We start from the raw sequence: 26,479 nt of genomic DNA, 5'->3' as shown, positions 1-26,479 counted from the left end.
CTTATCCGATATAACCCAGGTCCTCATCATTCGGTGATGTTTCCGGAAGCATCTGTTGCTGTTGTTGCTGCTGCTTGGCTTCTACGAGGTTGGCCACGATTTTCTCCATTTCTTTAGCACGTTCCTCAAGTTCACTGATATCAACCTCGATATCAAGTATACTGCTCAGCACAGCGATCAGTGACTGGGCACTTTTAGGATCTACAAGATAACCGGATGTGTATCCCATAAGGCAAGCAGCATCAATCTCCCTGAATTTGCTCAGGCCAAGAAGAAGTCCAGAAGCTCCAACAATGCCGCCGTTGGGTTCTTTTTCCTTGAAGGTAACTCCGTGCTCTTTTAGACTTTCTGTAAGGTCTTCCTGATTCACGGCACCCAGGACTTCATCAACATGCTCCAGCTGTCCCGTTGGGAATCCTCCGAGGGTAAAGATTTTGGAAACTCCGTACTCTTCGGCAATATCCAGGTACAGGTCACACAGTTCGTAATGCCCATCTGAACTTGTACTCTGCTGGTCGCCTGCAAGTAACAGAATATCCTTGCCATTTACCTGAAATGTATAGAATGCGTTACTTACAAGTCTCACAGTACTATTTTCATCCACAAGTACCTGGGGCGGGAATGAGGTGGAATATATCTCCAGAAGTTTTTCTGCTTCGAATTGCTCGATGAGATGATCAACAACAAGTTTGCCTACATGCCCCACACCCGGCAGGCCGACAAGCAGGGTAGAATCCTGAATTTCAATCTCAGTATTTTGACGCACGATTTTTGTATTCTGCATTGGAATCAATTCCTTTTGCTCAATCTGCGATATTTCCCGTATGGGTCACGGGGAGAATAGCGTGCAGGCGAAGGTTTGATGGTCCTTTCCCCGCATTTGGGACACGTTTCCTGCAGGGTGTATTCCCCACAGGAAATGCATTTCAAAATTTTTTTACCCAATCGTAATCACGCCTTGGCAGTTTCCGCATGCCTGTGGAAGGCACCTTCTCCGCCAAGATATTCTATTTTCTCGATGGCTTTTTCTGCAGATTCCTTCAGGACAGATTCTGCAACCTTATAATCGGGAGCGATCACCCTTATGCGGTATCTGGGTGCACCGGTATATGTTATATCCAGACGGACATCTTCCATCTTCACTTCACTGGCGGCCCGTAAGGCCTCCTTGATGATCTCGATCCCGTTCGGTGCAGAACTTGTAAGGTCTATATGTCCGGCAATCTCCACAAACGGCAGTTTGATATTATCCTGTGCGAGTTTAACAATGATTTCAACAACGTTTTTATTGATCTTGAGATTGCTAAAGGCATCTTCCCCGCGCATGGCAGCTTCTTCAAAGGCAGAATATTTGCTTCCGAATTCTGTGTAAAAAGAATCTTCTATTTCCTGAAGTTGCTGTTTGTCGAGTCTTGCTTCTTCTGCGACGAACTGCAGCCATTTGTCAGCCTTCTGTTCGTTCTTCCACTCCTGTATTTTTGACCTTTTCTGATGTTCGTTTACATCTTTGAGGGAAAGATCAATATGGCGACGTGAGGTATCTACTCTCAGGACCTTACAGACAATTTTCTGTCCTTCCCTGACGTGATCCCTGACATATTTGACCCATCCTGCCTTAATCTCAGATATATGGATGAATCCTTCTTTTCCGTCGTATTCCTCAAGAGTCGTGTAGGCGCCAAAGTCAGTGACATTTTTTACCGCACAGACTACAAAATCACCGACTTCAGGCCATTTGTTGTTGTCCATTAATATCCCTTTATTCGAGTACTTCCAGTATATGTGTTGTAATTGTAGATTTTCCACCAGTTGGTTCTGCAAGGGTCCTGCCGCATACAAGACAGTTTACTTTCTGGCTTGCACTGCCAAAAATAACCTGCTCATTGGAGCAATCATTGCATTTTACTTTCAAAAATCTGCTGTTTGGTTCGGCCATTTATGCTCACTCCTTGAAATCGAATTTCTTTGCACGGAAGCAGGGTCTCTGATGTGCCTTGTTGCACTTGCTGCAACGGTATCGCAGTGCAATCCTTTTTGTTGGTTTGTCACCACTGGGGACCTTGGAGAACTTCCCACTGTTTCCTATACCAGTATGCCTTTTCTTCTGCCTTCTGATACGTGTGGTCATTGATTCCCTGCCCTTTTTAACCTTTTCAGCAACATGTTCTGTATGGGTTTTGCAGTAAGGGCAGTATGTTCTGAACCTTTTTGGGATCTTCATTATCTTCACACCTTTAATGTTGATTTTTATTCCTGATTTATTGGATATGCAGCACCGCGTTTAACCAGTCCCTGAGCATTCATGGAAGGCAAAACCACAACGTCTTCTGCTGCAAGTGTATAATTGAGATTATCCATCGCTTTTATGGTAGGAAGGTCTTTCAATATTCGGACAACAAAGTATTCCTTACTTATATTGTTTTTGCCTGTTTCTTCCTCTGCAGGGAGTTCCTGCGAGATGGTCCCGATTTCCTCTTCTTCATGTGCTTCATCGGATATTACACTTTCTTCCACAAACCCCTTGTCCTGCCGATCCTGCGGGTTCATGATAGGTTCGAGTAATTCGGATCTTGCAACCTGAATTGCTGAAAGGGTGGCCTCAAAAACTTTGTGTTCGGATTCCAGGAGCTTGTCAAGGTCCTGTCTGGATGAGATATTGGAAAATGCATTTGAGGTTGCTCTGGATGTTATTTTACGGATTCTCCTGATAAAGATCGTTTCCACATCATTGAGGGCACTTTGCATTTCGTCTTCTAGAATCTTTGATTCGACCGATCGCGGATTGTTGATCTTTTTGATCTCCTCTTCCAATTCCCGTATATATTCATCAACTTTTTCATAAAAATCGTAGGGAAGGGAATTTAAAGACGAGCTGTTTTCCTGGCGGAGAATACTCTTTAGTTCAGTACGATCCATATTCGGCAACCCCTCTGCACATTAAATACACCGCTGCATATTCGGGAAGTTCCTGTACTCCCTCTTCAACCCGGATATCCAGATCCATCATTTGTACTTCTAAAGGTTTTATGGCTTTTAACGTTACCGGCCTGTCCGAAAAAGCAACAGCATCCTGAAGTGGTTTGAAATCCTCCATGTCTTCCAGACTTAATGGAATTACCTTCATTCCGGAGCCGCCATGCAGGGAACCCGGTAATCGTATCAATCTCTTTATATCTGCGGTGACCGGTTCATCCACCTGTGCCGATCCTGCCAAAGTGACACGATGCTGGTCTATCGTATTATCAAAAAATCGGGCCATTATAGCTTTAAAATCCCTGATTTTCCCAAAATCCAGTCTCCCTCTGCGTATGTCTTCCAGGGCTTTACTGTCTTTGGATATCCGGTTCATCTGTTGCTGTGTTTTTTTGCCGAATCCTTTTATGTGCTTTATATCCGCAAATCGTTCTTTTTCTTCCTTTTGTCCTTCTTCTTCAAGATATGAGGCAATATACTCAGCAAGTCTTTTCCCCCATCCTGTATCGGGATTTTTGATGACATACTTGGAAAGTATCTCCGTTCGATCATTGAAGGTTCGTGTGCCGGTTCCATGGTCTCCGATCATGAATTCTTTCTGGTAGAAATATTCAGATTTAATCCCCTTTCCTCCCACGTAATCCACAATTTCCCTTCTCTGGGAACTCTCCAGTTCCCATATAAGAGGATCAGTTATATGGAAATGATATCCTCTTCCGCCGGAAAAGACGGCTTTTATATTATCTTCGTCAAAACCAAAATCATCTACCAGAAAATCCAGCAGTCTCAGCGATTCTGCTTTAACCATTTCCAGCATTGCTGCATAGGAAGTAGGTGCATCCTGCAAGTGATCAGCATCCAGATCAAAAATAAGGTCTGCGCCCTTCCATTTTTTCTCTTTCATAGTAGGTGCATCGGGATAATCATAAAGGGCAACCGAGTGATACACATGGGCCGGTTGCATTGATACAAGATAATCTCTGAGTTCTCCTCCCGTACCGAATGCTTTATGCCTGTACATCATGGTTTCAGGCATGGAATCATACGATATGAATCCCCATTCACGTTTGGTCAGGGAATGGGGAACATGTATTTTTGCTTCCCTGTAATAATCATGGAACCTTGATTTGAGATAGCGTTTTGTTGATGTGTTCATCTTCAGTGCCTTCTCCATCTCTAATTTTTATCGGGGATATTAATCTATTGCACAAAACTTTATAGCCCCTTCCCCAATTAGTACAGTTTATGAAAGAAGAGATGACAAGTGCGGATGTGGCAGCACTGGCAACGGAACTTGGCACAGGGGAGGATTCCCTGGTCGACTCCAAGATCGGCAAGATTTATCAGCCCGGTGAGAGCCTTCTGCGTATCCACCTCTATATTTTTAAGAAAGGTAAGGCCAATCTTTTAATTGAGGCCGGAAGCAGGTTGCACCTTAGTGAATATATTCCTCCCAGTCCTAAAAACCCGCAATCCTTTCCTATGCTTTTACGTAAACATATAATGGGTGGGCGTATAACTTATTTCAGGCAATATGATTTTGACCGTATTATTGAGATTGGTATAAAAAGAGGGGACGATGAGACCGTTCTTGTCATAGAGATATTTGGGCAGGGCAATATAATATTGCTTGACTCCGATAGAAAAATCATTCTGCCTATGAACCCTGTTACTTTTAAGGGCAGACGCATCAGGAGCGGTGAGATATACCAGTACCCTGAAGCGCAGTTGACACCTCTTGATGTGAATGAGGATCAGTTATGTGAAGTGTTTTCCCATTCCGATTCGGATGTAGTACGAACCCTGGCAACGCGTTTTAATCTGGGAGGCATCCTCTCAGAAGAAGTCTGTTTGCGAAGTGTTGTCGACAAAACCCTTCCTGCCTCGGAAGTTAATCCGCAGGTCGCCTCTAAATTGATTGAAGCAATCGGTGTCCTATTCTCCCCTCTGGAAAAAGGGCAGTTAAAACCCTGTACTGTCAGCAAACCCGATTCAAAGGAAACTTTTGATGTAGTACCTTTTGATCTGGAAAAATATACGGATTTTGAAAAGAATTACTATGATTCATTCAACAAGGCACTGGATGATTTCTTTGGCAAAAGGGCTGCAAAATCCCTGGAACAAAAAAAGGAAGCTACTGTGAAAGAAAAAACAGAAGATGTTTTCCAGCGCAGGCTCAAACAACAAGAGGGTGCCATTAAGAAGTTTGAGAAGGATATAGAGAAAAACACCTCCATTGCCGAGAAGATATATGAGCACTATCAGGACATAGAGCAATTACTGCAAACCCTGCTTGGTGCCCGTGAAAAAGATTATTCCTGGAAAGAAATCCAGTCAATAATTTCGGATGCAAAGGATGAATTGCCTACGGCTAAAAAAATAGTAAACATCGATGGATCACAGGGTCTTGTCCTGCTTGACCTTGACGGCAAGAAGGTGAATATTGATGTACGGCTGACAGTCCCCCAGAATGCCATGCGCTATTACGAGAAAGCCAAGAAACTGGAAAAGAAGCGTAAAGGGGCCCTTGCTGCAATCGAGGATACGAAAAAGGCAATGCAAAAGAAAAAAGCTGCACCTAAAAAGCATTTCAAGGTGGTGCATAAGAAACACTGGTATGAACGTTTCAGATGGTTCTTTTCTTCAGATGGTTTCCTGGTGGTAGGTGGCAGGGATGCCACAACCAACGAGGAACTTGTAAAGAAGTACATGGAAAAACGGGACCTCGTATTCCATACTCAGGCACCGGGTGCCCCGATTACTGTTGTCAAGACAGAGGGAAAGGACATTCCCGACACAACCTTGCAGGAAGCAGCGGAGTTCGTGGTTTCATTTTCAAGTATCTGGAAAGGCGGGCAGTTTAGCGGGGATTGCTACTGGATCTATCCCGAACAGGTCACAAAGACGCCGGAATCCGGAGAGTATCTCAAGAAAGGTTCCTTTATTATTCGTGGTGAGCGTAATTATTACCGTGATGTGCCTGTCAGGGCTGCGGTGGGCCTGGAACTCAAACCAGAGACCCGGGCAATTGGGGGTCCTGTCTCGGCTGTGAAAGCGTGGGGTGAACACGTGGTAGAACTGACACCCGGCAAATTCAACCAGAACGATATAGCAAAGAAAATATACCGTATATATGTAGAAAGGTTAAAGGATGTACATTTTGTAAAACAGATAGCATCCCCTGACAAGATTGCCAATGTACTGCCTCCGGGTGAATCTGATATCAAAGAGTGAATCGTGATTGTATGAGAGTAACCAAAAAAAACCTGAAAGGAAATGAAGGGGAGATCACCGTTGTTCCGGAGACCCTGGATGACCTCTGGCATCTTAAGTACATAATCGAGAAGGGGGATCTTGTATTTGCCTTGACCAAACGCAAATCCGATTCTTCAAACGACAAGATACGCCCTGAAAAAACCGAGAAGAAGACTGTGCGGCTTGGTATCAGGGTCGAAAACCTGGAATTCCATAAGTTTTCCAATCGTCTCAGGATTCATGGTCCAATTGAGCACGGAATGGATGCCGGTTCTTATCATACCCTGAATGTCGAGGACGGCGTTGATATTTCCATAATAAAGCGCTGGAAAAAGGACCAGGTTGAAAGGATCAATGAGGCCGAGGCATCCTCGAAAAAACCGGGCGTAATAATTGTTGCAGTCGAGGAGGGGGATGCCGACATCGGGCTTGTGCGCCACTATGGTGTGGAATCCTATGCCCATATATGCCAGTCTTCGGGTAAAGGGGAAGGCACTTTAAGAGAGGTCTTTTTCAATGAGGTTCTTGACAAGCTTAAATATGTGGTTTCAGATTCCCAGTCTGTCGTGGTTGCAGGACCCGGCTTTACCAAGGATGATTTTCTCAAATATGTTGAATCAAACGATCCTGAGCTTGCGGCGGGTATTATCGTGGAGGACACTTCTTCGATAGGCACATCTGGTTTCCAGGAAGTGCTGCGCAGGGGTGCGGTTGACAGGATAATGGAACAATCACGTATAGCCCGGGAAGCATCCCTCATGGATTCCCTGCTCAAGGAAATGGCTATGGATGGCAAAGTTGCCTACGGGGCAGAGGAAGTTAAGCGGGCAAACAATTACGGTTCAATTGAAACGCTTCTCATTTCCGATGAATTCCTGCTGCATGAACGGGAGAAAGGCGAAGGGGGAGGAATTGATTCTTTCATAAGGAATGTAGAATACTCTCAGGGCAAGCTTGTGGTTTTCAGTACAGAGTTTGAACCAGGGCAAAAACTGGAAGCGCTTGGTGGAATTGCCGCACTCCTGAGATTTAAAGTTTAATTAGTGTTTGCGGATGGCCCTGTCGTTACACTCTATAGAGGCCATTTCCTTGCCGTCCATGAACATCCGGACAGTACCACCACTTTCTGAAACAGTTATTGCAACTGCCACGGTGTCCCGGGTGATCGCAGCTGCTGATACATGCCTGCCTCCCAGTCCCTTATTTATCCCTATGTCCTTTGCATCAACATCCAGATAACGACCTGCGGCATGCACTACTCCTTCTTTAGATATTATAAATACACCATCAAGTAGAGCAAATTCTTTTATGGATTCCCGGTTGTTTTTCTTTAAGATGTTCCTTTCATCTTCAGGATGGCCTGAATAAGGGTTGAGGATCATCTGGTGGGAGCGCTGCATCACTTCTTCAAGATCACCGATTATAAAAGCTGTACCTACGGGACTGCCTTCCCTGCCCGTGGAAGCAATTTCCAGAGCAATTTTAAGAACTGCCCTTATTACTTCAGGGGAGACCCTCTGTTCAAATTTTTCCAGCGCTTTTAATAGTGGATTCCCTGAAATATTGTGGATAATCACAGCACCTGAATCATCTGTAATTATCAGTCCTACAACCTTTCCTTTTTTGATATTCCCGATTGCCTGCTCAATAGCTGCTGCATTTTCTACATCTTCTATGGAAACCGCGGCATCTCTCTGGATCTGGTTGACAATTTGTTTTAACCTTCCTTCTTCTTCATCAAGAGGTATCAGGCTTTCGACAGCATTTCTTGATGGATTAGCAGCAAAGTAGACGGGCAGGTCACAACGAAATAAATTCCTGTCAACATCTCCTGATACGATTATTGCAGAGGCTTTAATTTGTGTTGCAGTTTCAAGTGCGGATTTTACAAGTATGTCAGCGGTGTCCATTTCATCCCCATTTTCTTTTATTCAGATTATATTTTTGCTACTATTAATTTTTGTCTATATAATAAAATAAGGTTTAGTATTCTGTGTCGTTATTCTATTAAAGAATACCATTAATTTGACTATGGTGATTTTGTTTGGTAAGGATATTTGTTGCTGTGGAGTTCCCTGTGGATTTTACGCAGATAGTAATAGAAGTACAGGAAAGTTTCAGGGAACTGGGAAAGATGAAAATTGTCCCTGCGGAATTGGTTCATGTCACCTTGAAATTCCTGGGGGAAGTTGATGAAGGCAAAATTGCGGACATAGAACAATCACTTGAAAATATTTCCTGTGAGCCTTTCATATGCCTTATTAAAGGGGTGGGGGTATTTCCCAGCGTCAAAAGACCGCGTGTATTGTGGCTTGGTATCGAAGGCAATTTTAATTCTTTACACAAGCAGGTTGAATACTACCTTGAAAAAGAAGGTTTTGAACCTGATAAACGCGAGTTTACCGCTCATGCAACCATTGCACGAATAAGACATATTCCTCGTTCCAACATGAACCAGTTTGCCAGTATCGTTAAGGAGATGGAGGATGTCGAATTCGGGAAATTTACGGTTGACAATTTCAGGTTGAAAAAAAGTATATTGACGCCAGAAGGGCCTGTATACGAAACCCTTCGGCAGTTCAATCTTTAAGTTGTTCGTATTTAGCAAACCCGCTTGATCTGGTAATTTCTCTCTCACTGTTTATAAGGAGGCATTCCACTCCTTCCAGTTTTTCTATCATTTCAAGTCCCTTTTCTTCCTCCATCACAAAAACGGTAGTTGCAAGTGCATCTGCCTCTGTGGCTGTAGGAGCTATTATTGTTGCACTGATCAGGTGTGAAACCGGGTAGCCTGTGCGAGGATCTGCTATGTGTGATGCGCTGGCGGATTTGTTGTAATAGCGTTCGTAGTTGCCACTGGTCGCAACAGCTATATTGCGGGCATTTATTCTGGTTATAGGTTCTGCTTTTTTATCCGGGTCCTGAAGCCCGACAAACCATTCCTGTCCATCAGGTTTTTCTCCTATATATCGTCCGTCTCCACCAGCATTGACAAATCCGTCGTCAATTCCGTTTTCCTGCAGGCTCTCTATTGCCCTGTCCACGGTATATCCCTTGGCGATTCCTCCCAGAACGATTCCCATATTCTTCCCAATATATACCGTGTTATTTTTTATAGTAATATTCGAGGAATTTACGAGGGGAAGTGTGTTGTTTATTTCTTTTTCTGTAGGGGGAATATTAGGTTTATCAGGTCCGAATTTGCTTGCCCACAGGTCCAGTACAGGCTTTACAGTTATGTCAAATGCCCCGTCGCTGATCTGTGAATAGTACATTCCACGTTCGATTACGTATATTAGATCATCACTGGCATTTTTTATTTTCTTGTTCTCATTGAGAATGTAGACCTCACTGCTACTGTTATAGGAATCAAGCAGGTTGGATGCTCTTTGCATTTTCATGAAAGCATCTTCAATGCTGTTATATGCATGTACTTCATTGTTGTCCACAACCGTTATTGTGACACTTGTGTCCATCAACATTCTTGTCTGGCTATATGTACGGTATCCTTCAGAATTATCATCTGAGGTGGATTGCACGAATGCAAACCCAACAGTTATAATGATTATTAATGTAAGAATCAACAGGTATTTCGGGTTCATGCGAAGGGAAATGAGGTGTTTTATTTTAAACTTAATTCGAAATCTATAAATATATTCAATTGGTCAGTTCTGCCTTAATAATAACAAATCACGACTATGTCATCATTCCTGCTTTATGGTTGTATACTCGCTACAATGGCGGATGTCTGATGTGAAAGCAGGTTATATAGAAGGAATATATTGTTGCCTGAATGACTCGATTGGTATTATGACCAGTATCTGAAGAAGTTGCAAAATTATAATGTGTGATCTTTATGGCAAGTTTGAAAGCAAGTCTCGTTGCGGTTTCATTTATAGTCCTTGTATTAGCAGGGATAAACCTGTATTTGGGATACAGTGGAAACGATCTTCTTGCACAGCACTATATGACAGATGGAGAATGGACAGACTCAAGTTGTGGTGGCTGTCATATGGGTGTGTATGAAGAAGTTGCCGAATCCTCTCATGTACAGAGGGATATCGCCCAGTGGGAACCCCTAACCAATTACAATGTTGATGTCCAGGGAGAAGAACAGTGGGTCAAAGAATATGGTCGATATAATCCGGGCGGAGGTGAACTGGAAGAATACGGCGTTGATATCGATTGTATGAGCTGTCATGAACAATATGGTTTATATGATGCTGAAAAGAGAGCAATGGCTTTTGAATCAGGTAATTTCTCCGCTGCTAACGATGCTGCTATGGAAGACGCCATTCCTGTGGTCCAGCAAGACCCTCTACATGTGGCCACCTATACCCTGGATGTGTTAACGCCTCTGCCTATGCTTGTAACTTTCCATGATGCTGTGAACGCAGCTCCGACCAGGACTTCATGCATAGACAGCTGTCATGAGATGAATGTCCCGACAACTGCTGTGATGTGGGCTTCAGAGGATTATGAAGAATACGATGTGCATTCTGAAGTCAACTGTGTGGAATGCCACAACACAGAAGAACACAACATTGCCGGAAGTGAAATACCCGTACCGGCAACAGATAACGATCAGATTAATGGTGAACAGGGAGAGTCGGTGCACGGTGAGCTGAGTTCCATGAAAAGTTGTGAGGCCGCGGGTTGTCATGAGGGAATCTCTCACGGCCCAATTGCAGATGCACACCTGGAATTCCTGGAGTGTCAGTCGTGCCATATTCCAGCCCTGCCCGGGGGGAAATTGCCCGGGACAACTCCACCACTTAAGTCCTTTAACTGGTCGTCAGGTGAACGTGTGGATTCTTACAGAATGGAAAACTTTACTCCACAACTTGCCTGGTCAGATGGTGTGCAGGAAAGTGAGATCAAGGTACCTGACAGCAAGAATGACAGTAATGTCAAACTTGCTCCTTTCAATGTGGTAACAGGCAGCTGGTGGGACGCAGGCCAGGATCCCGATATCCTTGCCAATCCGGATACCAGTGCCTCAAAGGGTGATCCGATACCGATACCCGAGGTAAAGGCAGCTGATTCCAATGGTGATGGAAATGTGACTTCTGAGGAAATGCAGACTTATGATGGTGACAATGACGGTACACCGGATTACCCGAATGCTGTCCTGAGGCAGGTTGATCTTCACTATAAACTGGGGCACAATATAGCAGGTCCCGAAACCGGAATGGCAGAGCCCCTTATGTGTGACGACTGTCATGGAGTCCCTGCTTCGGAAACCCTTCAGCAAGTCCACTTTGAGGTAAGGCCGGATTGCCTGACCTGTCATGAAGTGCGGCCTGTGGTTGATTGGGCAGCCCTGGGATATGACAGCGATCCTGCAGAAACCGATCCTCCAACCAATTTCTCCGCAAAGACCATAGATATTACAATACCCGGCGCAAAGCCACCTGAGGTAGAAAGGGAGCCCGCATTCTAAGGAGCTGGTACCAGATGACAGAAATTAATGTAATGGAAACAATCCCTGAAAAAATGATAATTCCTCTCAAGCAGCACAATGGGGATATTTGTGAACCTCTTGTAAGTAAGGGGGACGTTGTTAAGGTTGGCCAGAAGATCGGTGAGTGTCCTTCCGATAAATGTGCTGCAATCCATTCCAGTGTCTGCGGGGAAGTGGTTTCAGTTGAGGAAAGTTCACATCCATCCGGCAACAGGATAAACAGCGTGATAATCCATCCGGTAGAAAAAACAGAATGTGAAAGTTTCATTCCCTTCAAAGATTCCGGTAAGGAACAGTTAATCTCGGCTATCAAAGAGGCAGGTATCGTGGAAAATTACGGTACTCCCACTCAACTGGTATTGAATCCTCCTGATTGTGATATAGATACAGTCCTGGTCAATGCCACTGCATCTGAATGGGTTGGGCATAGCTATGAAACTCCTCTGGAATACGCATCACAGATGCTTGATTCGCTCCGTTTGTTGATGGAAGCTGCCGGTGCCAGCCGGGGGGTCATTGTTCTGAGAAATGATGATAAGGATTCAATCGATGCCTTTGATGGGCTGGATTATGAAGGTAAAACTATAATGGTGGCCCCTCTTATCGGTAAAAGAAGGGTTGATTATTATTTCAATGACCAGGATACTGATATTATCGTAGTTTCACAGGACAAGATATACGGCAAAAATATTTTTGAATATTTCACTTATAATGTGACAGGCAGGAAAGTACCTTTCCGTTGCACACCGGCCAGTGCAGGGGTTGCTATATGTGGGGTAAAATCCGCAAAAGCCATTCATGACCTGGTCAATACCGGAATGCCATATATAGAAACCGTGGTCACTGTATCCGGTCAGGTGAATAATCCTCAGCATCTACTGGTAAAAATAGGCACTCCTTTCAGAGATGTCATCGAAGCCTGTGGGGGTTATAGGGGTGAACCTGCGAAACTGATTTCAAATGGCGTAATCACGGGAGTGGCACAGTATGAGGAAGAAGTCCCGGTTACCAAAATGACTACCTCGATTATAGTTCAGGGCAAAGATGAAGTACTAAAGGATATCTCAAAGGAATGTATCCATTGTGCCCGTTGTGTCGATGTGTGCCCCGTAGACCTGATCCCAAACAGGATAGCAGCTCTTGCAAATCAGGGTCGTTTTGATGAATGCAAGCAGATGTATGTGGAAAATTGTATAGAATGCGGTAGATGTTCCTCGGTCTGCCCCAGCAAGATACACATAATGCAGTTGTTGCAATATTCCAAGGAAGCCATTGCAAAAGCATATGAAGATCTGTCTGAAAAGGAATCATCGAATCTTAAATCAGGATGTGCATGCGGAAGTGAATAACATGACTCTTACAATATCGGCTCCCCCTCATATCAAGCAAGATACCACATTCAGAAAAATAACCTGGATTAAATTTTTGGCTCTTCTGCCGGTAAGTCTTGTATCGGTTTACTTTTTCGGACTATATGCCCTTGCCCTTATCCTTGCAGGGATTGGTATGGCGGTAGTTACGGAAGTGGTAATACAGAAAGCCTTCAAAAAGGAAGTAACAGTAACCAATGGCCATGCCGCACTGATCGGGCTAATGGTTGCCCTGCTGGTGCCGGGTGAAGCTCCTATATGGATTCCGATCGTCGGTGCCTTTTTTGCAGTGGCTATTGGAAAACACGCCTTTGGCGGTATAGGTTCATACATTTTCAATCCTGTGCTTGTTGCCTGGGTTTTCCTGCAGCTGGCTTACTGGTCTGCCATGCATCCTGCATCTTTCCCCGAATTGGGTGGCATATCCGATCTGTTTCTTGAAAATGGAGCAGGTATGCTTGTCGGTGTATCCCCGATTGCTTTAGCTGGCGGATTATACCTGATTTTAAAAAGATATGTGGAATGGAAGATCCCGCTTTTTTATGCGTTGACAACTCTTGTGCTTGCCCTGTTGATTGGGGATAAGATCGGTCATGTGGTAACCGGTGCATTTATATTTGGTGTGTTATTCCTTGCAATTGATTCTCCTTCATCTCCCGTGACAAAGAACGGAAGAATAATTTATGGTATTCTCTGTGGCCTGTTGACTGTGATATATGGTCACTTTGCAAACTATGTATTTGCGGTTTTCTATGGTATATTCCTGGCAAACTGTGTAGCATCATTTATTGATAATAGCACTCTGCCTCGCTCATTCGGGGAAGAATCCTTACTTCAACGTAAATACCGCTTAATGATGAATAAAATACCCCTTGAAAAACTGGGGGTGAAAATTGATGACTGAGTCCCGTAAAGACATTGCAGTAATCATAGGAAAGCTGGTTCTTGTTGGTCTGATTGCATCTCTACTGCTAGGCCTGACCTATGTACCTACGCAGGAGCAGCTTGAGAAGAATGAAATAGCAGCCAAAAAAGAGGCTCTCTCCCAGGTAGTTCCTTCTGCTTCTGATTTTGAACCAGTGTATGGCAATGAGGTAAGTGAGGAAGGAGATCGCAAGATTCTTTATTACAAAGCACTGGATTCATCGGGTAATGTGGTAGGTTATGCTTTCTTCAAGACTCAATCCGGTGCTCAGGATGTGATTCAACTGGCAGGGGGGGTAGATACTTCTTTCAATAAAGTTACAGGAATGGAAGTAATGAAGCAATCCGAAACACCTGGTCTTGGTGCTAAAATTATGGAAGAGCACTTTAAGGGCCAGTTCCGGCAACTCCCCATAAGTGACCTTCAGCTTTCCAGTGCCGGTGGTTCAGTTGATGCTATTACAGGTGCAACAATATCCTCGCAGGCTGTGGTGGATGCCCTTAATGCAAAGATCGATGAAATAAAGGAGCAGGAAACGTAAAACAGGTGATAGTATGAGTAAAGCATTCAACGAATTCATTCGTGGAATTACAAAAGACAATCCTACATTTGGCCTTGTACTGGGTTTATGTCCTGCTCTGGCGGTAACCACATCGGTTGATAATGCGATAGGAATGTCTGCTGGTACAGCTTTTGTATTGGTTGGAGCCAACCTAATGGTTTCTGCTTTGAGGAATTATATTCCATCCACTGTAAGGCTTCCGATCTTTATCCTGATCATTGCGACATTTGTGTCAATCGTGGACATGGTTATGGAGGCCTATACACCTCCTTTATATGCAGCACTGGGTGTTTTTATTCCCTTGATCGTTGTAAATTGTATAATTATTGGACGTGCAGAGGCTTATGCTAATAAGAATAACATGTTTTATTCCCTGATAGATGCGTTGGGAATTTCTGCAGGTTTCCTGCTGGCTCTGGTTACAATAGGTGGTATCCGTGAACTTCTGGGTACAGGTCAGATTGTGGTGTTTGGCCAGATGATAGTGAGCATTCCAATGATGTCTCCAGCTTCTTATATGATATTGCCTCCGGGAGCTTTCCTTACAATAGGTATTCTTATGGCTATTATCAACCACAGACGTGCAAAAAAACTTGCAAGAGGTGAATAAAATGGTAGAAAAAGCTCTATTTGCCGTTTTCATGGATGGTCTTTTCATAAAGAACTTTCTTTTAATACAGTTTCTTGGACTGTGCTCATTCCTGGGTGTAACCAAAGATACCAAGAGTGCAGCAGGTATGTCCGGAGCTGTTATTTTTGTAATGACAATGGCTTCAATTGTTTCATATGTAATTTATACTTTCATTCTCGTTCCACTGGATCTTCAGTTTTTGAGACTTATCAGTTTCATTGTAGTAATTGCTGCTCTTGTGCAGCTTGTTGAATTCGTAGTGCGGAAGAATATCCCTTCCCTGTACAGGTCACTTGGTATCTACCTCCCTCTTATTACCACTAACTGTGCGGTTTTGGGTGTGGTTTTGCTGAACGTTATGAATGAATATTCATTCCTGCAGAGTCTTGTATTTGGTATATCGGCAGGGCTGGGCTATACAATCGTCATGGTAATGATGTCAAGTATAAGGGAAAAAACCACAATTCTTCCTGTACCTTCTGCAATGAGGGGACTTCCGCAGGCATTCCTGATTGCTGCAATGCTTTCGATGGCTTTTGTTAATTACTTCAAGGTGATACCCTTATGAGCATGCCAACCCTGCTAATCCAGTCAATGGCCATTCTTGGAGGCCTTACCCTTGCAATCGGTGTCATGTTGATTGTTGCTTCCAAAAAATTCAAGGTTGATGTAAATCCTCTTGTGGAAGAAGTAACTGAAATCCTGCCGGGCGTGAATTGTGGTGCATGTGGTTATGCCGGATGTTCTGACTTCGCTGAACATGTGGTGGAGGACAATGCCCCACTTACCGGATGTCCGGTTGGCGGTTTTGATGTAGCAAAGGAAATAGGAGGTATTCTGGGAAAGGAAGTTTCCGAAGGTGAAGCTGAATACCCTTATGTTAGATGCAATGGCGGTGTGCACTGTGTAGACCGGTTCAATTATGAGGGTATTGAAGATTGTAAAGCCGTAATGATGCTTTCTGAAGGTGAAAAAGGTTGCAACTACGGATGTATGGGTAGGGGAACCTGTGTACGGGCTTGTCCATTCGATGCTATCCATATCGGAGAGGATCGGTTACCTAAAATTAACAAGAATTTGTGTACAAGTTGCGGTCTTTGTATTGAATCCTGTCCCAACGATATCCTTGTATTTGCAAAGGAATCTGAAAAGGTGCATGTAGTTTGCATGTCCCATGACAAGGGAAAGACTGTAAAAGCAGTATGTGAAAATGGTTGTATTGGTTGCAAACTTTGTGAGAAGGCATGTCCTGTGGATGCAGTACATGTAACCAAATTCCTTGCAGAGATCGATCAGGAAAAATGTATATCCTGTGGTAAGTGCGTGGAAAAATGCCCACAGGGCTGTATTGAAATGAGGTGATTTGATGGGTCGTCTTGGTTATTCAACAGTTACCGGCTTGGATGAAAACGTTGAAGCTGTGCTTTGTTATGTAGGTTTCTGGATCACAGGTCTTATATTCCTTCTTATAGAAAGGGAGAACAGGTTTGTACAATTCCATGCATTGCAGTCTATGCTGACCTTTTTGCCTCTTTCTATAGGTATCTACCTTATTGGTTGGATTCCATATGTAGGCTGGTTGCTTGCTGATTTTGCAGGATTCTTTTCCCTCTTCCTGACACTTGTTCTTGTAATTATGGCATGGAGGGGTGCAAAGTTCAGGTTGCCTTTTTCAGGAAAACTTGCCTATGAAAAGATTTATAGATGAAGTCACTTCTGGCTTCATCTTCTCTCATGTTTTGCGAAAATTTAAACTCTAATTAACTCTTATTCTTGCTCCCCCTTGCTCTTTGTATTTGGAGGATAGCTATGAAAGAAGAAATATGGATTGAAAAATACAGGCCTTACAGGCTTGAAGATGTGGTGGGACAATCAGATACAATTGAAAGATTGCGGTCCTATATAAAAACCAATAATCTTCCACACTTACTTTTTTCAGGTCCGCCCGGTGTAGGAAAAACAGCTACTGCCGTATCAATTGCCAGAGAACTCTTTGGGGATGATTGGCGGGAAAATTTCACTGAACTGAATGCCTCGGATGAGCGCGGTATTGATGTGGTCAGGACCAAAATAAAGAATTTTGCAAAAACTTCTCCAATAGGTGGAGCGGATTTTAAGATAATCTTTCTTGACGAGGCCGATGCTCTTACGCCTGATGCACAGTCTGCATTGAGACGTACTATGGAACGCTATACGAACAACTGCAGATTTATTCTTTCATGTAACTATTCTTCCAAGATCATTGAGCCAATCCAATCCAGATGTGCGGTTTACAGGTTCCGTCCTCTTTCCGATGATGCAATAGGCAAACGTTGTCGGCATATAGCAGAAAAGGAAGGTCTGGATATTGCAGATGATGGTATCGAAGCCATCAAATATGTTGCAGAAGGGGATATGCGCAAAGCAATAAACGCCGTTCAGGCTGCTTCAATGTTTGATACCAGTATCCATGCGGACAGTATTTATCGGATTACTGCCACGGCCCATCCTGAAGAAATAAAGGCCCTTTTGGAAAGTGCTCTTGGAGGCAACTTTGTTTCATCTCGCAAAAAACTCGACGATTTAATGGTTTTAAGGGGTTTGTCGGGGGAAGACGTTGTAGGTCAGGTTTACAGGTCACTCTTTGACATTGACATGCCTGCCCGGAAACTTGTCTCAATTGTCGATGTGTTGGGTGAAATCGATTTCAGGATAACTGAAGGGGCTGACGAGCGCATCCAGCTGGATGCTTTACTTGCCCATCTCTCCATCGAAGGTGAGAAATAAGGTTATTGAATGCTTTTTGGTAACCATCTTATCGATTTACTGGGTACTGTGCCTTCCTGGCTTGCTACCATAGTAATGGCTGCTTTGCCGGTAGCCGAGCTCAGGGGTGCAGTTCCAATAGCTATAGGTTTATACAATATGTCCCCTCTGGAAGCATATTTTCTGGCTGTTTTTGGTAATATGCTTCCAGTGGTGCCTCTTTTATTGTTTCTTGAGCCCGTTTCATTCCGGCTCAGGCGTTTTTACATTTTAGACAGGTTTTTTGGGTGGCTTTTTGCACGCACCCATCGTAACCATTCGGAGAGATTTGAAAAATACGGGACCATGGCACTGGTAATGTTTGTGGCCATCCCGCTTCCGATTACCGGTGCATGGACCGGCTGTGCAGCAGCTTTTGTTTTTGGAATAAAATTCAGACACGCTCTTATTGCCATTCTGGCAGGGGTCATGATTGCCGGTTTTATAGTTACCATATCCACACTGGTGGGGATTGGTGTTATGGATCTTATAGTTTAAACTTTAGTCACGTGTCTTGCGTGCAATATCAACTGCCATTTTTATATCTTCTTCTTTAACGGTTTTCCTTCCTGCGTGCCTGGCAAGAGCAATGGCTTCATTCGATATTTTTATGCCATATTCTTCCAGTATCCTGGCAAGCTCTGCACTTGCATTTTCACTAATTCTCTCTGCACCTGCTTCTCTGATTACTCTTCCAACCGGTGCAACTGGTATTATTGTCATTCTATTCTTTATCTCCTTTTAGAGAATAATTGTATTGTTGGGTTAATCATCAATTTCTTCATCAAAGTCGATACTGACGCTACCTGATTCTTTTGCCAGTGTTTTGGAAATAAATCCTGATTCCAGATGGCAGGCATGAATTGCTCCACTGGGTACGATACAGGTCGGACATGTGTGTGCTTCCTGTGCCCTTTTGGTGATGTAGTTGTCCCGGATGTCAAAAATTTCCATTCTGGGTACTTCCATCTTTGACATTCCCTGTATTTTTTTGCAGGGACTGGCAATATCGACGTTAATCATTTTACCTTCTTTTTCTGCGTTAATTTTATGTTTGTAACCACAGATTCTTGAGTTTACAGTAACTTCTGTCATATTTTCACTCCTGTTAAGATTGATGCTTCTATCTGATAATTATGTTTGCTGGTCTTATATAATAGTTATGCACGATTCTTACAAAACCACTATGTTATGTTCCTAGCTATAGTTTTCAGTGGTAATAATTCGACATCCTTAAATATCCAAAAGAAAGAGATTATTAGCAGTCTATTAAAAAGATTAAATTCATTCTTTTATGAGGGATACAAATTGGATAGAGATAAAATAACAGAACAGGTTCTTGAAAAACTGGGTCAGGTAAAAGGTGTAGGTGCTACAAAGTTACTTTCTTCAGAGGACAGGGATACCATAAGGAAAATGGAGGAAAAGGCTGATCAGATGACTTTAATGGGTCTGGGTAGAGGTGATAATCAGGGTGTGAAAAAAGTACTTGATATGGACGTACTTGTGTCTTTCCTTACGGACATGGATTATGAATGGCCCTGTGGCCCAAATGTAATCTTAAAGCATAAAGATAAAAAAGTAGGTGAAGATACTGAGGATGCTGAAAGGCTTGAAGAAGTGGAAAAGTCCGCTGATTCTCTTGTAATAGGCAATATCATCATTTATGATAAGGGGGTCCTTATGGAGGCCAATAGCAGTAAGGAGCCGCTTGTAGTTGTCCTCCCACCTAAAGAATGTGAATCTGTCGGCTGTATTGAAGGCGTTAGTGATGCAATTCTGGCTTCTCCTTCACCCCCGACTGATGAATACATTAAAGAAAGGATGTATGAGAAGAACGAATGTGGGAGCGGTACATTCCTGCTGGGATTTGATTTTGAGAACAAAAGCTGATTTACAGCGTATAGCAATTTAATTATTATGTAACAGTGTGGTTTTGTGATCACTTCACAAAACCTTATATATCTTCGGATTTTATCTTCTCTTTACATTACTTTCTGCATTAACAGAGGTGTATAACATGTATGGTATTGCTCTAGATTTGGGAACAAGTGGCTTTCGGGCACAATTGATCGATCTTGATACGAAGGATGTTTTAAAGACTGCTATTACAATGCGCCATCCACTGCCGGGCGGAAATGTGATGGATCATCTGGATTTTTCCATTCAGGTAGGTCCCGATATTTCACATGAAATAATGATGGATACGGTAAAGAAAATAATCGAAAGATTTGATGTTGATCCGGCAGATATCAGACGTATTGCTATATGTGGAAATCCTATACAGCTTTCAATTTTCCAGAACATTGAAATCCGCGATCTGGCTTATGCAGGTAAAAACAAGCAAAAGAAGCTTGGTGTCGAAAATGTGGTGCGTGATGCCCGGGTTTTCAATGCTTCTGAGATATTTGATGGTGTAATCTCTCTTCCAAATTGTGAAATCATAGTCCCTCCCGCAATCAAGCATGAAATAGGTGCCGATGCACTGGCAATGATGATTAAGACTGATTTCTATGAGCAGGAAAAACCTTCTCTTGTAACAGATTATGGTACAAATGCCGAAATGGCGCTGAAAATAGGGGAAAAGATTATTACTGGCAGTGCAGCTGCGGGTCCTGCAATTGAGGGGCAGGGTATATCCTGTGGTATGCTTGCAAGTCCCGGTGCAATATCCGACGTAAATCCTGAGGGTGATTATTGGAGAATTACTATTCTGGATGAGGATATGTCTCCCCGTAAAGCCCATCTGATTGATCCGACTAACGGTGATGTAAAAGAATCCAGTGACATAATTGCAAAAGGGATTACCGGTACGGGTGTAATTGCGGCAATTTCGGTTGCCCTGGATACTGGATTAATCAAGAAACTTCCAAATCTACCCAACGGTAAAATTATCCTGGCCGATGGTGTGGAAATTTATGACAGGGATATTGAAGAAGCAGGCAAAGCTATTGGTGCGATACGTGCTGCACACCTGACTTTACTTGTTGAAGCAGGTCTTGCATATGAAGACCTTGATTATATGTATATGTCCGGTGCAACAGGTGCATATATTGATGCGGATAAAGCCAGAATACTGGGGTCCTGCCCGAATTTCTCCAAATCAATCGTGCAATTTGGTAACACTTCTATCTCACTTGCAAGGGAGCTTGTATTTGATGGAGGTCGTCTCGAGGAAGTTAAGGAAGTAGCCAACAGAATAAAGGCCGATCATTTGATGATGGCCGAGAGCAAGACGTTTTCGAGTTTCTATGTTTGTGAACTTTCTTACTGGACTCAGGGAATGCCCATTGAAACATACAATCAGATGCTTGAAATGTATGGTCTTCCGACATTACCTGAGCCTTATAAGGATCCTGTAATTGAAAAGAGGGTTGTAAAGGATATTGATGAAGTAGGCAAAGAAGGCCTTGAAGTTGTGAGCAATCTAGGAATCGTAATAGAAGAGGAGGCTCCGGAATGTATTCTTTGCCGTAAGTGTGAGGAGGAATGCCCTGAGGATGCTATTATAGCGCTGGAAGAAGGCGGTAAGAAATATGTGCATTATGATAGTGAAAAATGCCTTGGAACTTCCTGCCATCGCTGTGTTGCAATTTGTCCGGTGGACGCAATTCATTACATAGACATTGATATCAAAACAATCTGATATCTCTCTTTTTTAGCAGGCGCGTGTGGAGCGCGCTTTTCTTCTTATTTATAATTTCCGTTTGTGTCACTTATAATTCTGTATTCCTATTGTACTCTAAATTGATATTTAGAAACAACATTGTCTTTATAATCAATATTAATATGTTGGATAATACTTGTGTGTTATTGGGGGTTTTGGAGCAAATTGCCTTGTTTTTGTAATGTAATTTTGTTGCAAAATTGATTTGATATAAACAGTGTCCGTTATCATTGATGATTCAACATTGATAACATTGGGACGATGACAAATAGAATTGATTTTCAGTTGATTTATAGATCCTGAATCGAATAATATCTACTATTCTTTCCCTTTTGTGATAATTAATGGTGACCCCCTAGTCTGTTTTTCACCGACAAATATATATGGGCGTATTAAAAATCAGATTATGACAGCTAGTAATGGAGATGGAACTTACAGCACTGCAAATTTGACGGATATTCGGCAAAGTTTGTTATGTTTACTATGGAGGTTGTAAGTTTGCCAATGAATAAGGGTTGGATTTACCTTCCCGTAATTTGTTGGCTAAAAAATTGCATGGGATGCGGATCACCCATCTCCTGGTCCGATGTAAACCTGTGTTGGTGGCTATCCACCAAACCGCGAAACATCGAATAAATATAGGAGCGAAAGGAAATGAAAGAACACTACTATCCAGGCGCACGCCCATTGGAAGGTGTCGAACTTAATCTCTTCTCCGAAGAGGACTTAAGAAAGATCCATTATGCAACAATGGAAAGTTTCATGAACCCTGGTATTCAGGTTTCTGATGCTGAAGCAAGACAGGTTTTCAAGGAAGCCGGCTGTGAAGTCGATGAAAAGAATCAGGTCGTAAAGATCCCTGAATTCCTTGTAAACAGAGCTCTTATGGACTGTCCCTCAAAGTTTACTCTCTGGGGACGGGATAAGAAACACAATACTGTGCAGGAGCATAAGGGTAAGGTCAACTGGACCTGCTTTGGTACCGGTGTCAAGATGTGCAATTATGAAGCACCAGGTAAGTACAAGACTGTCGATTCCGTTGAACAGGATGTAGCAGACACTGCCAAACTCTGTGACTGGGCAGACAACATTGACTACTACTCCCTCGCAGTATCTGCCAGAGACTGGGCAGGTAAGGGTGCACAGGATGTTCACGAAACATTCACACCATTGACCAACACTTCCAAGCATTACCACCACATTGACCCTGTCGGTGATAGTGTTGAGTACTACAGAGACATGGTCCATGCCTACTATGGTGGAGACGAAGAAGAAGCCCGTAAGAAACCAATTTTCTCCATGCTTCTCTGCCCAACCAGCCCTCTTGAACTCAGCAGCAACGCATGTCAGGTTATCATAAAGGGTGCACGCTTTGGTATCCCTGTAAATGTTCTGAGTATGGCTATGTCCGGCGGTTCTTCCCCGGTATTCCGTGCTGGTACCCTTGTTACACACAATGCAGAGGTCCTTGCAGGTATCGTACTTGCACAGCTTGTAGTACCAGGTACTTCAGTATGGTATGGTAGTTCCACCACAACCTTCGACCTGAAGAGGGGTACTGCTCCAGTAGGTGCACCAGAACTTGGTCTTATCAGTGCGGCAGTTGGTAAACTTGCACAGTTCTATGGCCTCCCGTCCTTTGTTGCAGGTACCTAGGCAGATGCCAAGGTCCCAGATGGCCAGGCAGGTCACGAGAAGACAATGACTACCCTGCTTCCTGCATTTGCCGGATGTAACACCCTTTATGGTGCAGGTATGCTTGAACTCGGTATGACCTTCTCTCTTGAGCAGCTCGTATTCGACAATGACATGATCGAGATGACCAAGTCCGCAATGAGGGGAATTCCTGTTGACGAACTGACCCTTGGTGTAGAATCCATCCAGAAGGTAGGAATTGGTAATAACTTCCTTGCACACAAGCAGACAAGGAACTATATCGACAGAGTATCTGATCCAAAAGTCATCAACAGGGACATGTTCGGTGACTGGGAAGCAGCAGGTTCCAAAGAGATTGCAACCGTTGCTCACGAAAAGGTAGTTGACGTCATGAAGAACCATGAAGTTACACCTGTAGATGCTGACCTCATGAAAGACATGAAGGCTGTCATGGACAGGGCAGACGAAGACGTCAGGAACGCAATGTAATTTAGTTTCAATTTAAATTTTTAGGAGAATAAAAATGGCTACACAGGAAGAGTTACAAGAAAAAGGAAAAGCTGCAGTCATGGATTTTGATGACGAAGCAGTTGTAGAAGTTGCAGAAGAATGTATCTCCGCAGGACTTGATCCGGTCGCACTCATTCAGGAAGGCTTCACAGCCGGAATGAACGAAATCGGTGACCAGTTCGAGCAGGGTACTCTTTTCCTTCCCCACGTCATTGCTGCATCCGAAGCAATGAGTGCAGGTGTTGAAGTTCTGACCCCCGAACTTGAGAAACTCGGCGCAAAATCCGAAGACAAAGGTACAATCGCAATCGGTACCATCGAAGGTGACATTCACACCATCGGTAAGGATATCGTTGCAACCATGCTCAAGATCGCTGGTTTCAATGTAATCAATCTCGGAAGAGATATACCAATAGCTGACTACGTCACCGCTGTAAAAGAAAATAAACCAGATATCATTGGTTCTTCTGCCCTGATGACCACCACAATGGTCCTTCAGACTCAGATAGAAGAACAGCTCAAGGAAGCTGGTTTACGTGACGGCGTCAAGACAATGGTCGGTGGAGCACCTGTTACTCAGGATTGGGCAAACAAGATCGGTGCAGACATCTACGCCGAGAACGCAGCTGACGCAGTCACCAAATGTAAGGCAGCAATGGAATAATTCCGTTGATGTGCGTGGGTGTGTTGTTTAATACACCCACAAATTTATAACCTCTCTAATATCTATATATATTTGCCATATCAACTATAAATATTTGTAAATGAACTGGAGGAGTTTGTTTGGTAGATCTACAAGCATTAAGACAAGCAGAACATGGAAGACGTATCCGCAATGGATATATGTGGGCACTTTTCTGTGCTGTACTTTGGGGTATCTGGTATATACCAGGTACCGTCGTATGGGGTCTTGCACCCTTCGTAGAAATGTACACTGAAGTCGCATCAACAAGCGGCGACAGTATGGCATTGTTAGTTACTGCAGTATTGATTACTGCACTAAATGCTGTGACAGTTGTACTTGCACTGTTCGTATGGAATGGTGTGCTTGGTAACTATGGTGAAATGGTAAGGACAGCCAAGTCATTCCAGCCCTGTTCCAAGTGGTTCTTATTTGCATCTGTATTTGGCGGACCGGTTGCAATTCTTGGTTCCTTTATGGCAATGGGATTTGTCGGAGGAGCTTTCGCAGCGGTTGCAGCATTGCTTTATCCTGTTGTTGGTTCCGCACTTGCCAATGTATGGCATGGGGAGAAGATCAGTAAGAGGGCAGCAATGGGTATTATTGTTATCATCGCCGGTGGTATTACCATCTTTGGTGGCGGTGTGATTTCCGAACTCCAGGCCGGTAGTGTTGGCTGGATAGGATGTGTTGGTGGCCTTATGGCTGCAACAGGATGGGGTATTGAAGGTGCTGTTGCCGATAAGGGTCTTGACGTTGCAAATGCCGATGTCGGACTTCATCTGCGTTTCATCTCTGAACTTGCCATCTGGATAATCATTGCGCTGCCATTGCTCGCAATCATGGGTTACCCGGTCTTCACATATGCATTCCAGGTATTCCAGCCTCTGACAATACTCATGTTCATATTTGCAGGAATCACTTTCGGATTCTGTTATGTTTCCTGGTACAAATCCTTCCCACTTATCGGTGTAGGACGTGGTCAGGGTATTGCAAACCTCTACGGTATGTTTGCTGTGATTTCCACCATTTTGTTCTTCGGTGACGTACCACAGTGGACTGTGCTGGTTGGTGGTGCTCTCTGTATTGCTGGTAGCTTCATAATGTTCTCCGAAGAGAGTCTGGAACTCGAAACACTTAGGTGATCAGGAGGTAGCAAGAATGTCTAACTTACCAAGAAAGATTAGATTGATGGAAATTATGCAGGATGGCAATGAATACTGGAATTATGAGGCCATCAAGCAGGCAATGCAGGATTATGGTATGCAGGGTGACTTTGCTCGTGACACTCTGAACATGGACCTGATTGAACTCGCAGCAATAGGTTTCATCAAGGAAGTCGATCTTAAGGTCGACGATGAAGGTGCTTACAAGAAGGGATTCCTTCTGCACAAGTATGTAATCACTGAAGATGGAAAAGCCAGACTTTCCGATGCATGTATGTACGCAATCTAAGGAGGCTTTGTAAATGACACAAATGGAAGCATATACAGCATTCTTTGGCTCTTCACATGTCCCTGCAGGGGAATATGTGTGGATGTTAGTTGTACTGGTTATTGCCTTTCTGGCACTCTGGCAGGCAAGGACCTGGGTATCTAAATTCTAAACTTTAAAACGTAAAATATATATAGATATTAAGCAGTTGATGGAGTTGGCAGGTGGGTGTTCACATGCCAATATCCATCGCTGATTGTGTTTTTTCTATAGTTCCACTATAGAACTTTTTAAGGAGGTTGTAACAACGACAAAAGAAGAATTATACAAAGAATTGTCTGACGCTATTGTAAGTTGCAAGAAGGACCAGGTTCTTGCTGCTGTCGAAAAAGCCCGTGGTGAACTCGAGGCTCCCGACATCATTGAGAATGGTCTTGCAGCAGGTATGAATGAAGTCGGTACCCTTTTTGAAAGGGGTAAATTATTCCTTCCACATGTTATGATGGCTGCAGAAGCCATGCAGGCCGGTGTGGACGAACTTAAAGACGATATGCCTGAATCATCCG

The 26,479-nt window shown here is 43.5% G+C and carries 31 protein-coding genes and 1 pseudogene; 21 read left to right on the top strand and 11 right to left on the bottom strand.

Features of this window, described 5'->3' with window-relative positions:
• Nucleotide 1: 1 nt before the first annotated feature.
• Genes EFE42_RS04725 through priS form a run of 7 tightly spaced genes read right to left on the bottom strand, consistent with a single transcriptional unit; the run spans nt 2 to nt 4,129 of the window.
• Nucleotides 2–784 (bottom strand): proteasome assembly chaperone family protein, encoded by a 783-nt coding sequence (locus EFE42_RS04725; RefSeq protein WP_123136167.1) that lies wholly within the window; start codon nt 782–784, stop codon nt 2–4.
• 5 nt (nt 785–789) lie between these two features.
• Nucleotides 790–945 (bottom strand): RNA-protein complex protein Nop10, encoded by a 156-nt coding sequence (locus EFE42_RS04720; protein WP_013038144.1) that lies wholly within the window; start codon nt 943–945, stop codon nt 790–792.
• A 6-nt stretch (nt 946–951) separates the two neighbouring features.
• A complete protein-coding gene (locus EFE42_RS04715) occupies nt 952–1,749 on the bottom strand; it encodes a translation initiation factor IF-2 subunit alpha (protein WP_123136166.1) in 798 nt (265 codons plus the stop codon).
• 10 nt (nt 1,750–1,759) lie between these two features.
• Nucleotides 1,760–1,936, bottom strand: coding sequence for a 30S ribosomal protein S27e (locus EFE42_RS04710; protein ID WP_096711947.1), 177 nt, complete (start codon nt 1,934–1,936; stop codon nt 1,760–1,762).
• A 6-nt stretch (nt 1,937–1,942) separates the two neighbouring features.
• Nucleotides 1,943–2,221, bottom strand: coding sequence for a 50S ribosomal protein L44e (locus EFE42_RS04705; protein WP_013038141.1), 279 nt, complete (start codon nt 2,219–2,221; stop codon nt 1,943–1,945).
• A gap of 26 nt (nt 2,222–2,247) precedes the next feature.
• Nucleotides 2,248–2,916, bottom strand: coding sequence for a hypothetical protein (locus EFE42_RS04700; RefSeq protein ID WP_123136165.1), 669 nt, complete (start codon nt 2,914–2,916; stop codon nt 2,248–2,250).
• Nucleotides 2,903–4,129 (bottom strand): DNA primase catalytic subunit PriS, encoded by a 1,227-nt coding sequence (gene priS, locus EFE42_RS04695; RefSeq protein WP_123136164.1) that lies wholly within the window; start codon nt 4,127–4,129, stop codon nt 2,903–2,905. The genes EFE42_RS04700 and priS overlap by 14 nt, the downstream gene beginning before the upstream one ends.
• Before the next feature lie 89 nt (nt 4,130–4,218).
• Between priS and rqcH the strand changes: the two genes are divergently transcribed.
• On the top strand, nt 4,219–6,207 hold the full coding sequence (gene rqcH / locus EFE42_RS04690; protein WP_123136163.1) for a ribosome rescue protein RqcH: 1,989 nt from the start codon (nt 4,219–4,221) through the stop codon (nt 6,205–6,207).
• Between the two features lie 11 nt (nt 6,208–6,218).
• Nucleotides 6,219–7,268 (top strand): mRNA surveillance protein pelota, encoded by a 1,050-nt coding sequence (locus EFE42_RS04685; protein ID WP_123136162.1) that lies wholly within the window; start codon nt 6,219–6,221, stop codon nt 7,266–7,268.
• Here the strand turns inward: EFE42_RS04685 and EFE42_RS04680 are convergent, their stop codons facing one another.
• Nucleotides 7,269–8,138, bottom strand: a complete 870-nt coding sequence (locus EFE42_RS04680) for a diadenylate cyclase (protein WP_123136161.1) — start codon at nt 8,136–8,138, stop codon at nt 7,269–7,271. It lies immediately after the preceding gene.
• A 134-nt stretch (nt 8,139–8,272) separates the two neighbouring features.
• Between EFE42_RS04680 and thpR the strand changes: the two genes are divergently transcribed.
• Nucleotides 8,273–8,818 (top strand): RNA 2',3'-cyclic phosphodiesterase, encoded by a 546-nt coding sequence (gene thpR, locus EFE42_RS04675; protein WP_123136160.1) that lies wholly within the window; start codon nt 8,273–8,275, stop codon nt 8,816–8,818.
• On the opposite strand, the gene EFE42_RS04670 is transcribed toward thpR, so the two are convergent.
• Complete coding sequence (locus EFE42_RS04670) at nt 8,808–9,830, bottom strand: FAD:protein FMN transferase (RefSeq protein WP_123136159.1); 1,023 nt, start codon at nt 9,828–9,830, stop codon at nt 8,808–8,810. The two genes, thpR and EFE42_RS04670, sit on opposite strands and share 11 nt — an antisense overlap.
• Nucleotides 9,831–10,084: 254 nt before the next feature.
• On the opposite strand from EFE42_RS04670, the gene mmcA reads away from it, so the two are divergent.
• The 10 genes from mmcA to EFE42_RS04620 all read left to right on the top strand — a co-directional run bounded on the left by mmcA (nt 10,085) and on the right by EFE42_RS04620 (nt 18,462).
• Nucleotides 10,085–11,671, top strand: coding sequence for a methanogenesis multiheme c-type cytochrome (gene mmcA / locus EFE42_RS04665; RefSeq protein WP_123136158.1), 1,587 nt, complete (start codon nt 10,085–10,087; stop codon nt 11,669–11,671).
• Nucleotides 11,672–11,685: 14 nt separating this feature from the next.
• Complete coding sequence (gene rnfC, locus EFE42_RS04660; protein WP_123136157.1) at nt 11,686–13,041, top strand: Rnf electron transport complex subunit RnfC; 1,356 nt, start codon at nt 11,686–11,688, stop codon at nt 13,039–13,041.
• Between the two features lies 1 nt (nt 13,042).
• Nucleotides 13,043–13,966, top strand: coding sequence for an Rnf electron transport complex subunit RnfD (rnfD, locus tag EFE42_RS04655; protein ID WP_123136156.1), 924 nt, complete (start codon nt 13,043–13,045; stop codon nt 13,964–13,966).
• Nucleotides 13,959–14,528, top strand: coding sequence for an Rnf electron transport complex subunit RnfG (rnfG, locus tag EFE42_RS04650; protein WP_123136155.1), 570 nt, complete (start codon nt 13,959–13,961; stop codon nt 14,526–14,528). The genes rnfD and rnfG overlap by 8 nt, the downstream gene beginning before the upstream one ends.
• A 13-nt stretch (nt 14,529–14,541) precedes the next feature.
• On the top strand, nt 14,542–15,159 hold the full coding sequence (gene rnfE, locus EFE42_RS04645; protein WP_123136154.1) for an Rnf electron transport complex subunit RnfE: 618 nt from the start codon (nt 14,542–14,544) through the stop codon (nt 15,157–15,159).
• A 1-nt stretch (nt 15,160) separates the two neighbouring features.
• Nucleotides 15,161–15,748, top strand: coding sequence for an Rnf electron transport complex subunit RnfA (gene rnfA / locus EFE42_RS04640; RefSeq protein ID WP_123136153.1), 588 nt, complete (start codon nt 15,161–15,163; stop codon nt 15,746–15,748).
• Entirely contained in the window at nt 15,745–16,542 is a 798-nt protein-coding gene (locus tag EFE42_RS04635) for a Fe-S cluster domain-containing protein (RefSeq protein WP_123136152.1), read from the top strand. Before rnfA ends, EFE42_RS04635 begins: the two co-directional genes overlap by 4 nt.
• Nucleotides 16,543–16,546: 4 nt before the next feature.
• On the top strand, nt 16,547–16,888 hold the full coding sequence (locus EFE42_RS04630) for a DUF4870 domain-containing protein (RefSeq protein WP_123136151.1): 342 nt from the start codon (nt 16,547–16,549) through the stop codon (nt 16,886–16,888).
• Nucleotides 16,889–16,989: 101 nt separating this feature from the next.
• Entirely contained in the window at nt 16,990–17,946 is a 957-nt protein-coding gene (locus EFE42_RS04625) for a replication factor C small subunit (protein WP_123136150.1), read from the top strand.
• A gap of 9 nt (nt 17,947–17,955) precedes the next feature.
• Nucleotides 17,956–18,462 (top strand): small multi-drug export protein, encoded by a 507-nt coding sequence (locus tag EFE42_RS04620; protein WP_123136149.1) that lies wholly within the window; start codon nt 17,956–17,958, stop codon nt 18,460–18,462.
• Nucleotides 18,463–18,465: 3 nt separating this feature from the next.
• Here EFE42_RS04620 and EFE42_RS04615 read toward each other — a convergent pair whose 3' ends face one another.
• The gene (locus EFE42_RS04615) at nt 18,466–18,699 is read right to left on the bottom strand and encodes a histone family protein (protein WP_370448666.1); all 234 of its coding nucleotides are present in this window, start codon (nt 18,697–18,699) and stop codon (nt 18,466–18,468) included.
• A gap of 30 nt (nt 18,700–18,729) precedes the next feature.
• The gene (locus EFE42_RS04610) at nt 18,730–19,059 is read right to left on the bottom strand and encodes a DUF6951 family protein (protein ID WP_123136148.1); all 330 of its coding nucleotides are present in this window, start codon (nt 19,057–19,059) and stop codon (nt 18,730–18,732) included.
• Nucleotides 19,060–19,272: 213 nt separating this feature from the next.
• On the opposite strand from EFE42_RS04610, the gene EFE42_RS04605 reads away from it, so the two are divergent.
• From EFE42_RS04605 to EFE42_RS04575, 8 genes and pseudogenes are all read left to right on the top strand, one after another.
• The gene (locus EFE42_RS04605; protein WP_123136147.1) at nt 19,273–19,857 is read left to right on the top strand and encodes a hypothetical protein; all 585 of its coding nucleotides are present in this window, start codon (nt 19,273–19,275) and stop codon (nt 19,855–19,857) included.
• Between the two features lie 127 nt (nt 19,858–19,984).
• Nucleotides 19,985–21,610, top strand: coding sequence for a methylamine methyltransferase corrinoid protein reductive activase (locus EFE42_RS04600; protein ID WP_123136146.1), 1,626 nt, complete (start codon nt 19,985–19,987; stop codon nt 21,608–21,610).
• Nucleotides 21,611–22,285: 675 nt separating this feature from the next.
• A pseudogene (gene mttB, locus EFE42_RS04595) lies at nt 22,286–23,776 on the top strand ([trimethylamine--corrinoid protein] Co-methyltransferase).
• 34 nt (nt 23,777–23,810) lie between these two features.
• Nucleotides 23,811–24,461: a B12-binding domain-containing protein gene (locus EFE42_RS04590; protein ID WP_123136145.1), complete on the top strand. Its 651-nt coding sequence runs from the start codon at nt 23,811–23,813 to the stop codon at nt 24,459–24,461.
• A gap of 179 nt (nt 24,462–24,640) precedes the next feature.
• Nucleotides 24,641–25,624 (top strand): hypothetical protein, encoded by a 984-nt coding sequence (locus EFE42_RS04585; RefSeq protein ID WP_123136385.1) that lies wholly within the window; start codon nt 24,641–24,643, stop codon nt 25,622–25,624.
• A 16-nt stretch (nt 25,625–25,640) separates the two neighbouring features.
• Nucleotides 25,641–25,934, top strand: coding sequence for a hypothetical protein (locus EFE42_RS04580; RefSeq protein ID WP_123136144.1), 294 nt, complete (start codon nt 25,641–25,643; stop codon nt 25,932–25,934).
• A 13-nt stretch (nt 25,935–25,947) separates the two neighbouring features.
• Nucleotides 25,948–26,085 carry a hypothetical protein gene (locus EFE42_RS10615; RefSeq protein WP_199724086.1) on the top strand — a complete coding sequence of 46 codons (138 nt, stop codon included), beginning with the start codon at nt 25,948–25,950 and terminating at the stop codon, nt 26,083–26,085.
• Between the two features lie 162 nt (nt 26,086–26,247).
• Nucleotides 26,248–26,479: B12-binding domain-containing protein (locus tag EFE42_RS04575; RefSeq protein ID WP_199724072.1), on the top strand; the 232-nt coding region annotated here is incomplete at its 3' end.

The organism is Methanohalophilus sp. RSK, assembly GCF_003722075.1.
GTDB lineage: Archaea > Halobacteriota > Methanosarcinia > Methanosarcinales > Methanosarcinaceae > Methanohalophilus.
The sequence above is the reverse complement of the archived record's forward strand: the minus strand, read 5'-3'. Positions and strand labels throughout refer to the sequence as shown.

Bases quoted from the DNA above. Each gene is read 5' to 3' on its own strand.
- EFE42_RS04725 (WP_123136167.1), bottom strand. From the start codon at position 784: ATGCAGAATACAAAAATCGTGCGTCAAAATACTGAGATTGAAATTCAG.
- EFE42_RS04715 (WP_123136166.1), bottom strand. From the start codon at position 1,749: ATGGACAACAACAAATGGCCTGAAGTCGGTGATTTTGTAGTCTGTGCG.
- EFE42_RS04710 (WP_096711947.1), bottom strand. From the start codon at position 1,936: ATGGCCGAACCAAACAGCAGATTTTTGAAAGTAAAATGCAATGATTGC.
- EFE42_RS04705 (WP_013038141.1), bottom strand. From the start codon at position 2,221: ATGAAGATCCCAAAAAGGTTCAGAACATACTGCCCTTACTGCAAAACC.
- EFE42_RS04700 (WP_123136165.1), bottom strand. From the start codon at position 2,916: ATGGATCGTACTGAACTAAAGAGTATTCTCCGCCAGGAAAACAGCTCG.
- priS (WP_123136164.1), bottom strand. From the start codon at position 4,129: ATGAACACATCAACAAAACGCTATCTCAAATCAAGGTTCCATGATTAT.
- rqcH (WP_123136163.1), top strand. From the start codon at position 4,219: ATGAAAGAAGAGATGACAAGTGCGGATGTGGCAGCACTGGCAACGGAA.
- EFE42_RS04685 (WP_123136162.1), top strand. From the start codon at position 6,219: ATGAGAGTAACCAAAAAAAACCTGAAAGGAAATGAAGGGGAGATCACC.
- EFE42_RS04680 (WP_123136161.1), bottom strand. From the start codon at position 8,138: ATGGACACCGCTGACATACTTGTAAAATCCGCACTTGAAACTGCAACA.
- EFE42_RS04670 (WP_123136159.1), bottom strand. From the start codon at position 9,830: ATGAACCCGAAATACCTGTTGATTCTTACATTAATAATCATTATAACT.
- mmcA (WP_123136158.1), top strand. From the start codon at position 10,085: ATGGCAAGTTTGAAAGCAAGTCTCGTTGCGGTTTCATTTATAGTCCTT.
- rnfC (WP_123136157.1), top strand. From the start codon at position 11,686: ATGACAGAAATTAATGTAATGGAAACAATCCCTGAAAAAATGATAATT.
- rnfD (WP_123136156.1), top strand. From the start codon at position 13,043: ATGACTCTTACAATATCGGCTCCCCCTCATATCAAGCAAGATACCACA.
- rnfG (WP_123136155.1), top strand. From the start codon at position 13,959: ATGACTGAGTCCCGTAAAGACATTGCAGTAATCATAGGAAAGCTGGTT.
- rnfE (WP_123136154.1), top strand. From the start codon at position 14,542: ATGAGTAAAGCATTCAACGAATTCATTCGTGGAATTACAAAAGACAAT.
- rnfA (WP_123136153.1), top strand. From the start codon at position 15,161: ATGGTAGAAAAAGCTCTATTTGCCGTTTTCATGGATGGTCTTTTCATA.
- EFE42_RS04635 (WP_123136152.1), top strand. From the start codon at position 15,745: ATGAGCATGCCAACCCTGCTAATCCAGTCAATGGCCATTCTTGGAGGC.
- EFE42_RS04630 (WP_123136151.1), top strand. From the start codon at position 16,547: ATGGGTCGTCTTGGTTATTCAACAGTTACCGGCTTGGATGAAAACGTT.
- EFE42_RS04625 (WP_123136150.1), top strand. From the start codon at position 16,990: ATGAAAGAAGAAATATGGATTGAAAAATACAGGCCTTACAGGCTTGAA.
- EFE42_RS04620 (WP_123136149.1), top strand. From the start codon at position 17,956: ATGCTTTTTGGTAACCATCTTATCGATTTACTGGGTACTGTGCCTTCC.
- EFE42_RS04610 (WP_123136148.1), bottom strand. From the start codon at position 19,059: ATGACAGAAGTTACTGTAAACTCAAGAATCTGTGGTTACAAACATAAA.
- EFE42_RS04600 (WP_123136146.1), top strand. From the start codon at position 19,985: ATGTATGGTATTGCTCTAGATTTGGGAACAAGTGGCTTTCGGGCACAA.
- EFE42_RS04590 (WP_123136145.1), top strand. From the start codon at position 23,811: ATGGCTACACAGGAAGAGTTACAAGAAAAAGGAAAAGCTGCAGTCATG.
- EFE42_RS04585 (WP_123136385.1), top strand. From the start codon at position 24,641: ATGTGGGCACTTTTCTGTGCTGTACTTTGGGGTATCTGGTATATACCA.
- EFE42_RS04580 (WP_123136144.1), top strand. From the start codon at position 25,641: ATGTCTAACTTACCAAGAAAGATTAGATTGATGGAAATTATGCAGGAT.
- EFE42_RS10615 (WP_199724086.1), top strand. From the start codon at position 25,948: ATGACACAAATGGAAGCATATACAGCATTCTTTGGCTCTTCACATGTC.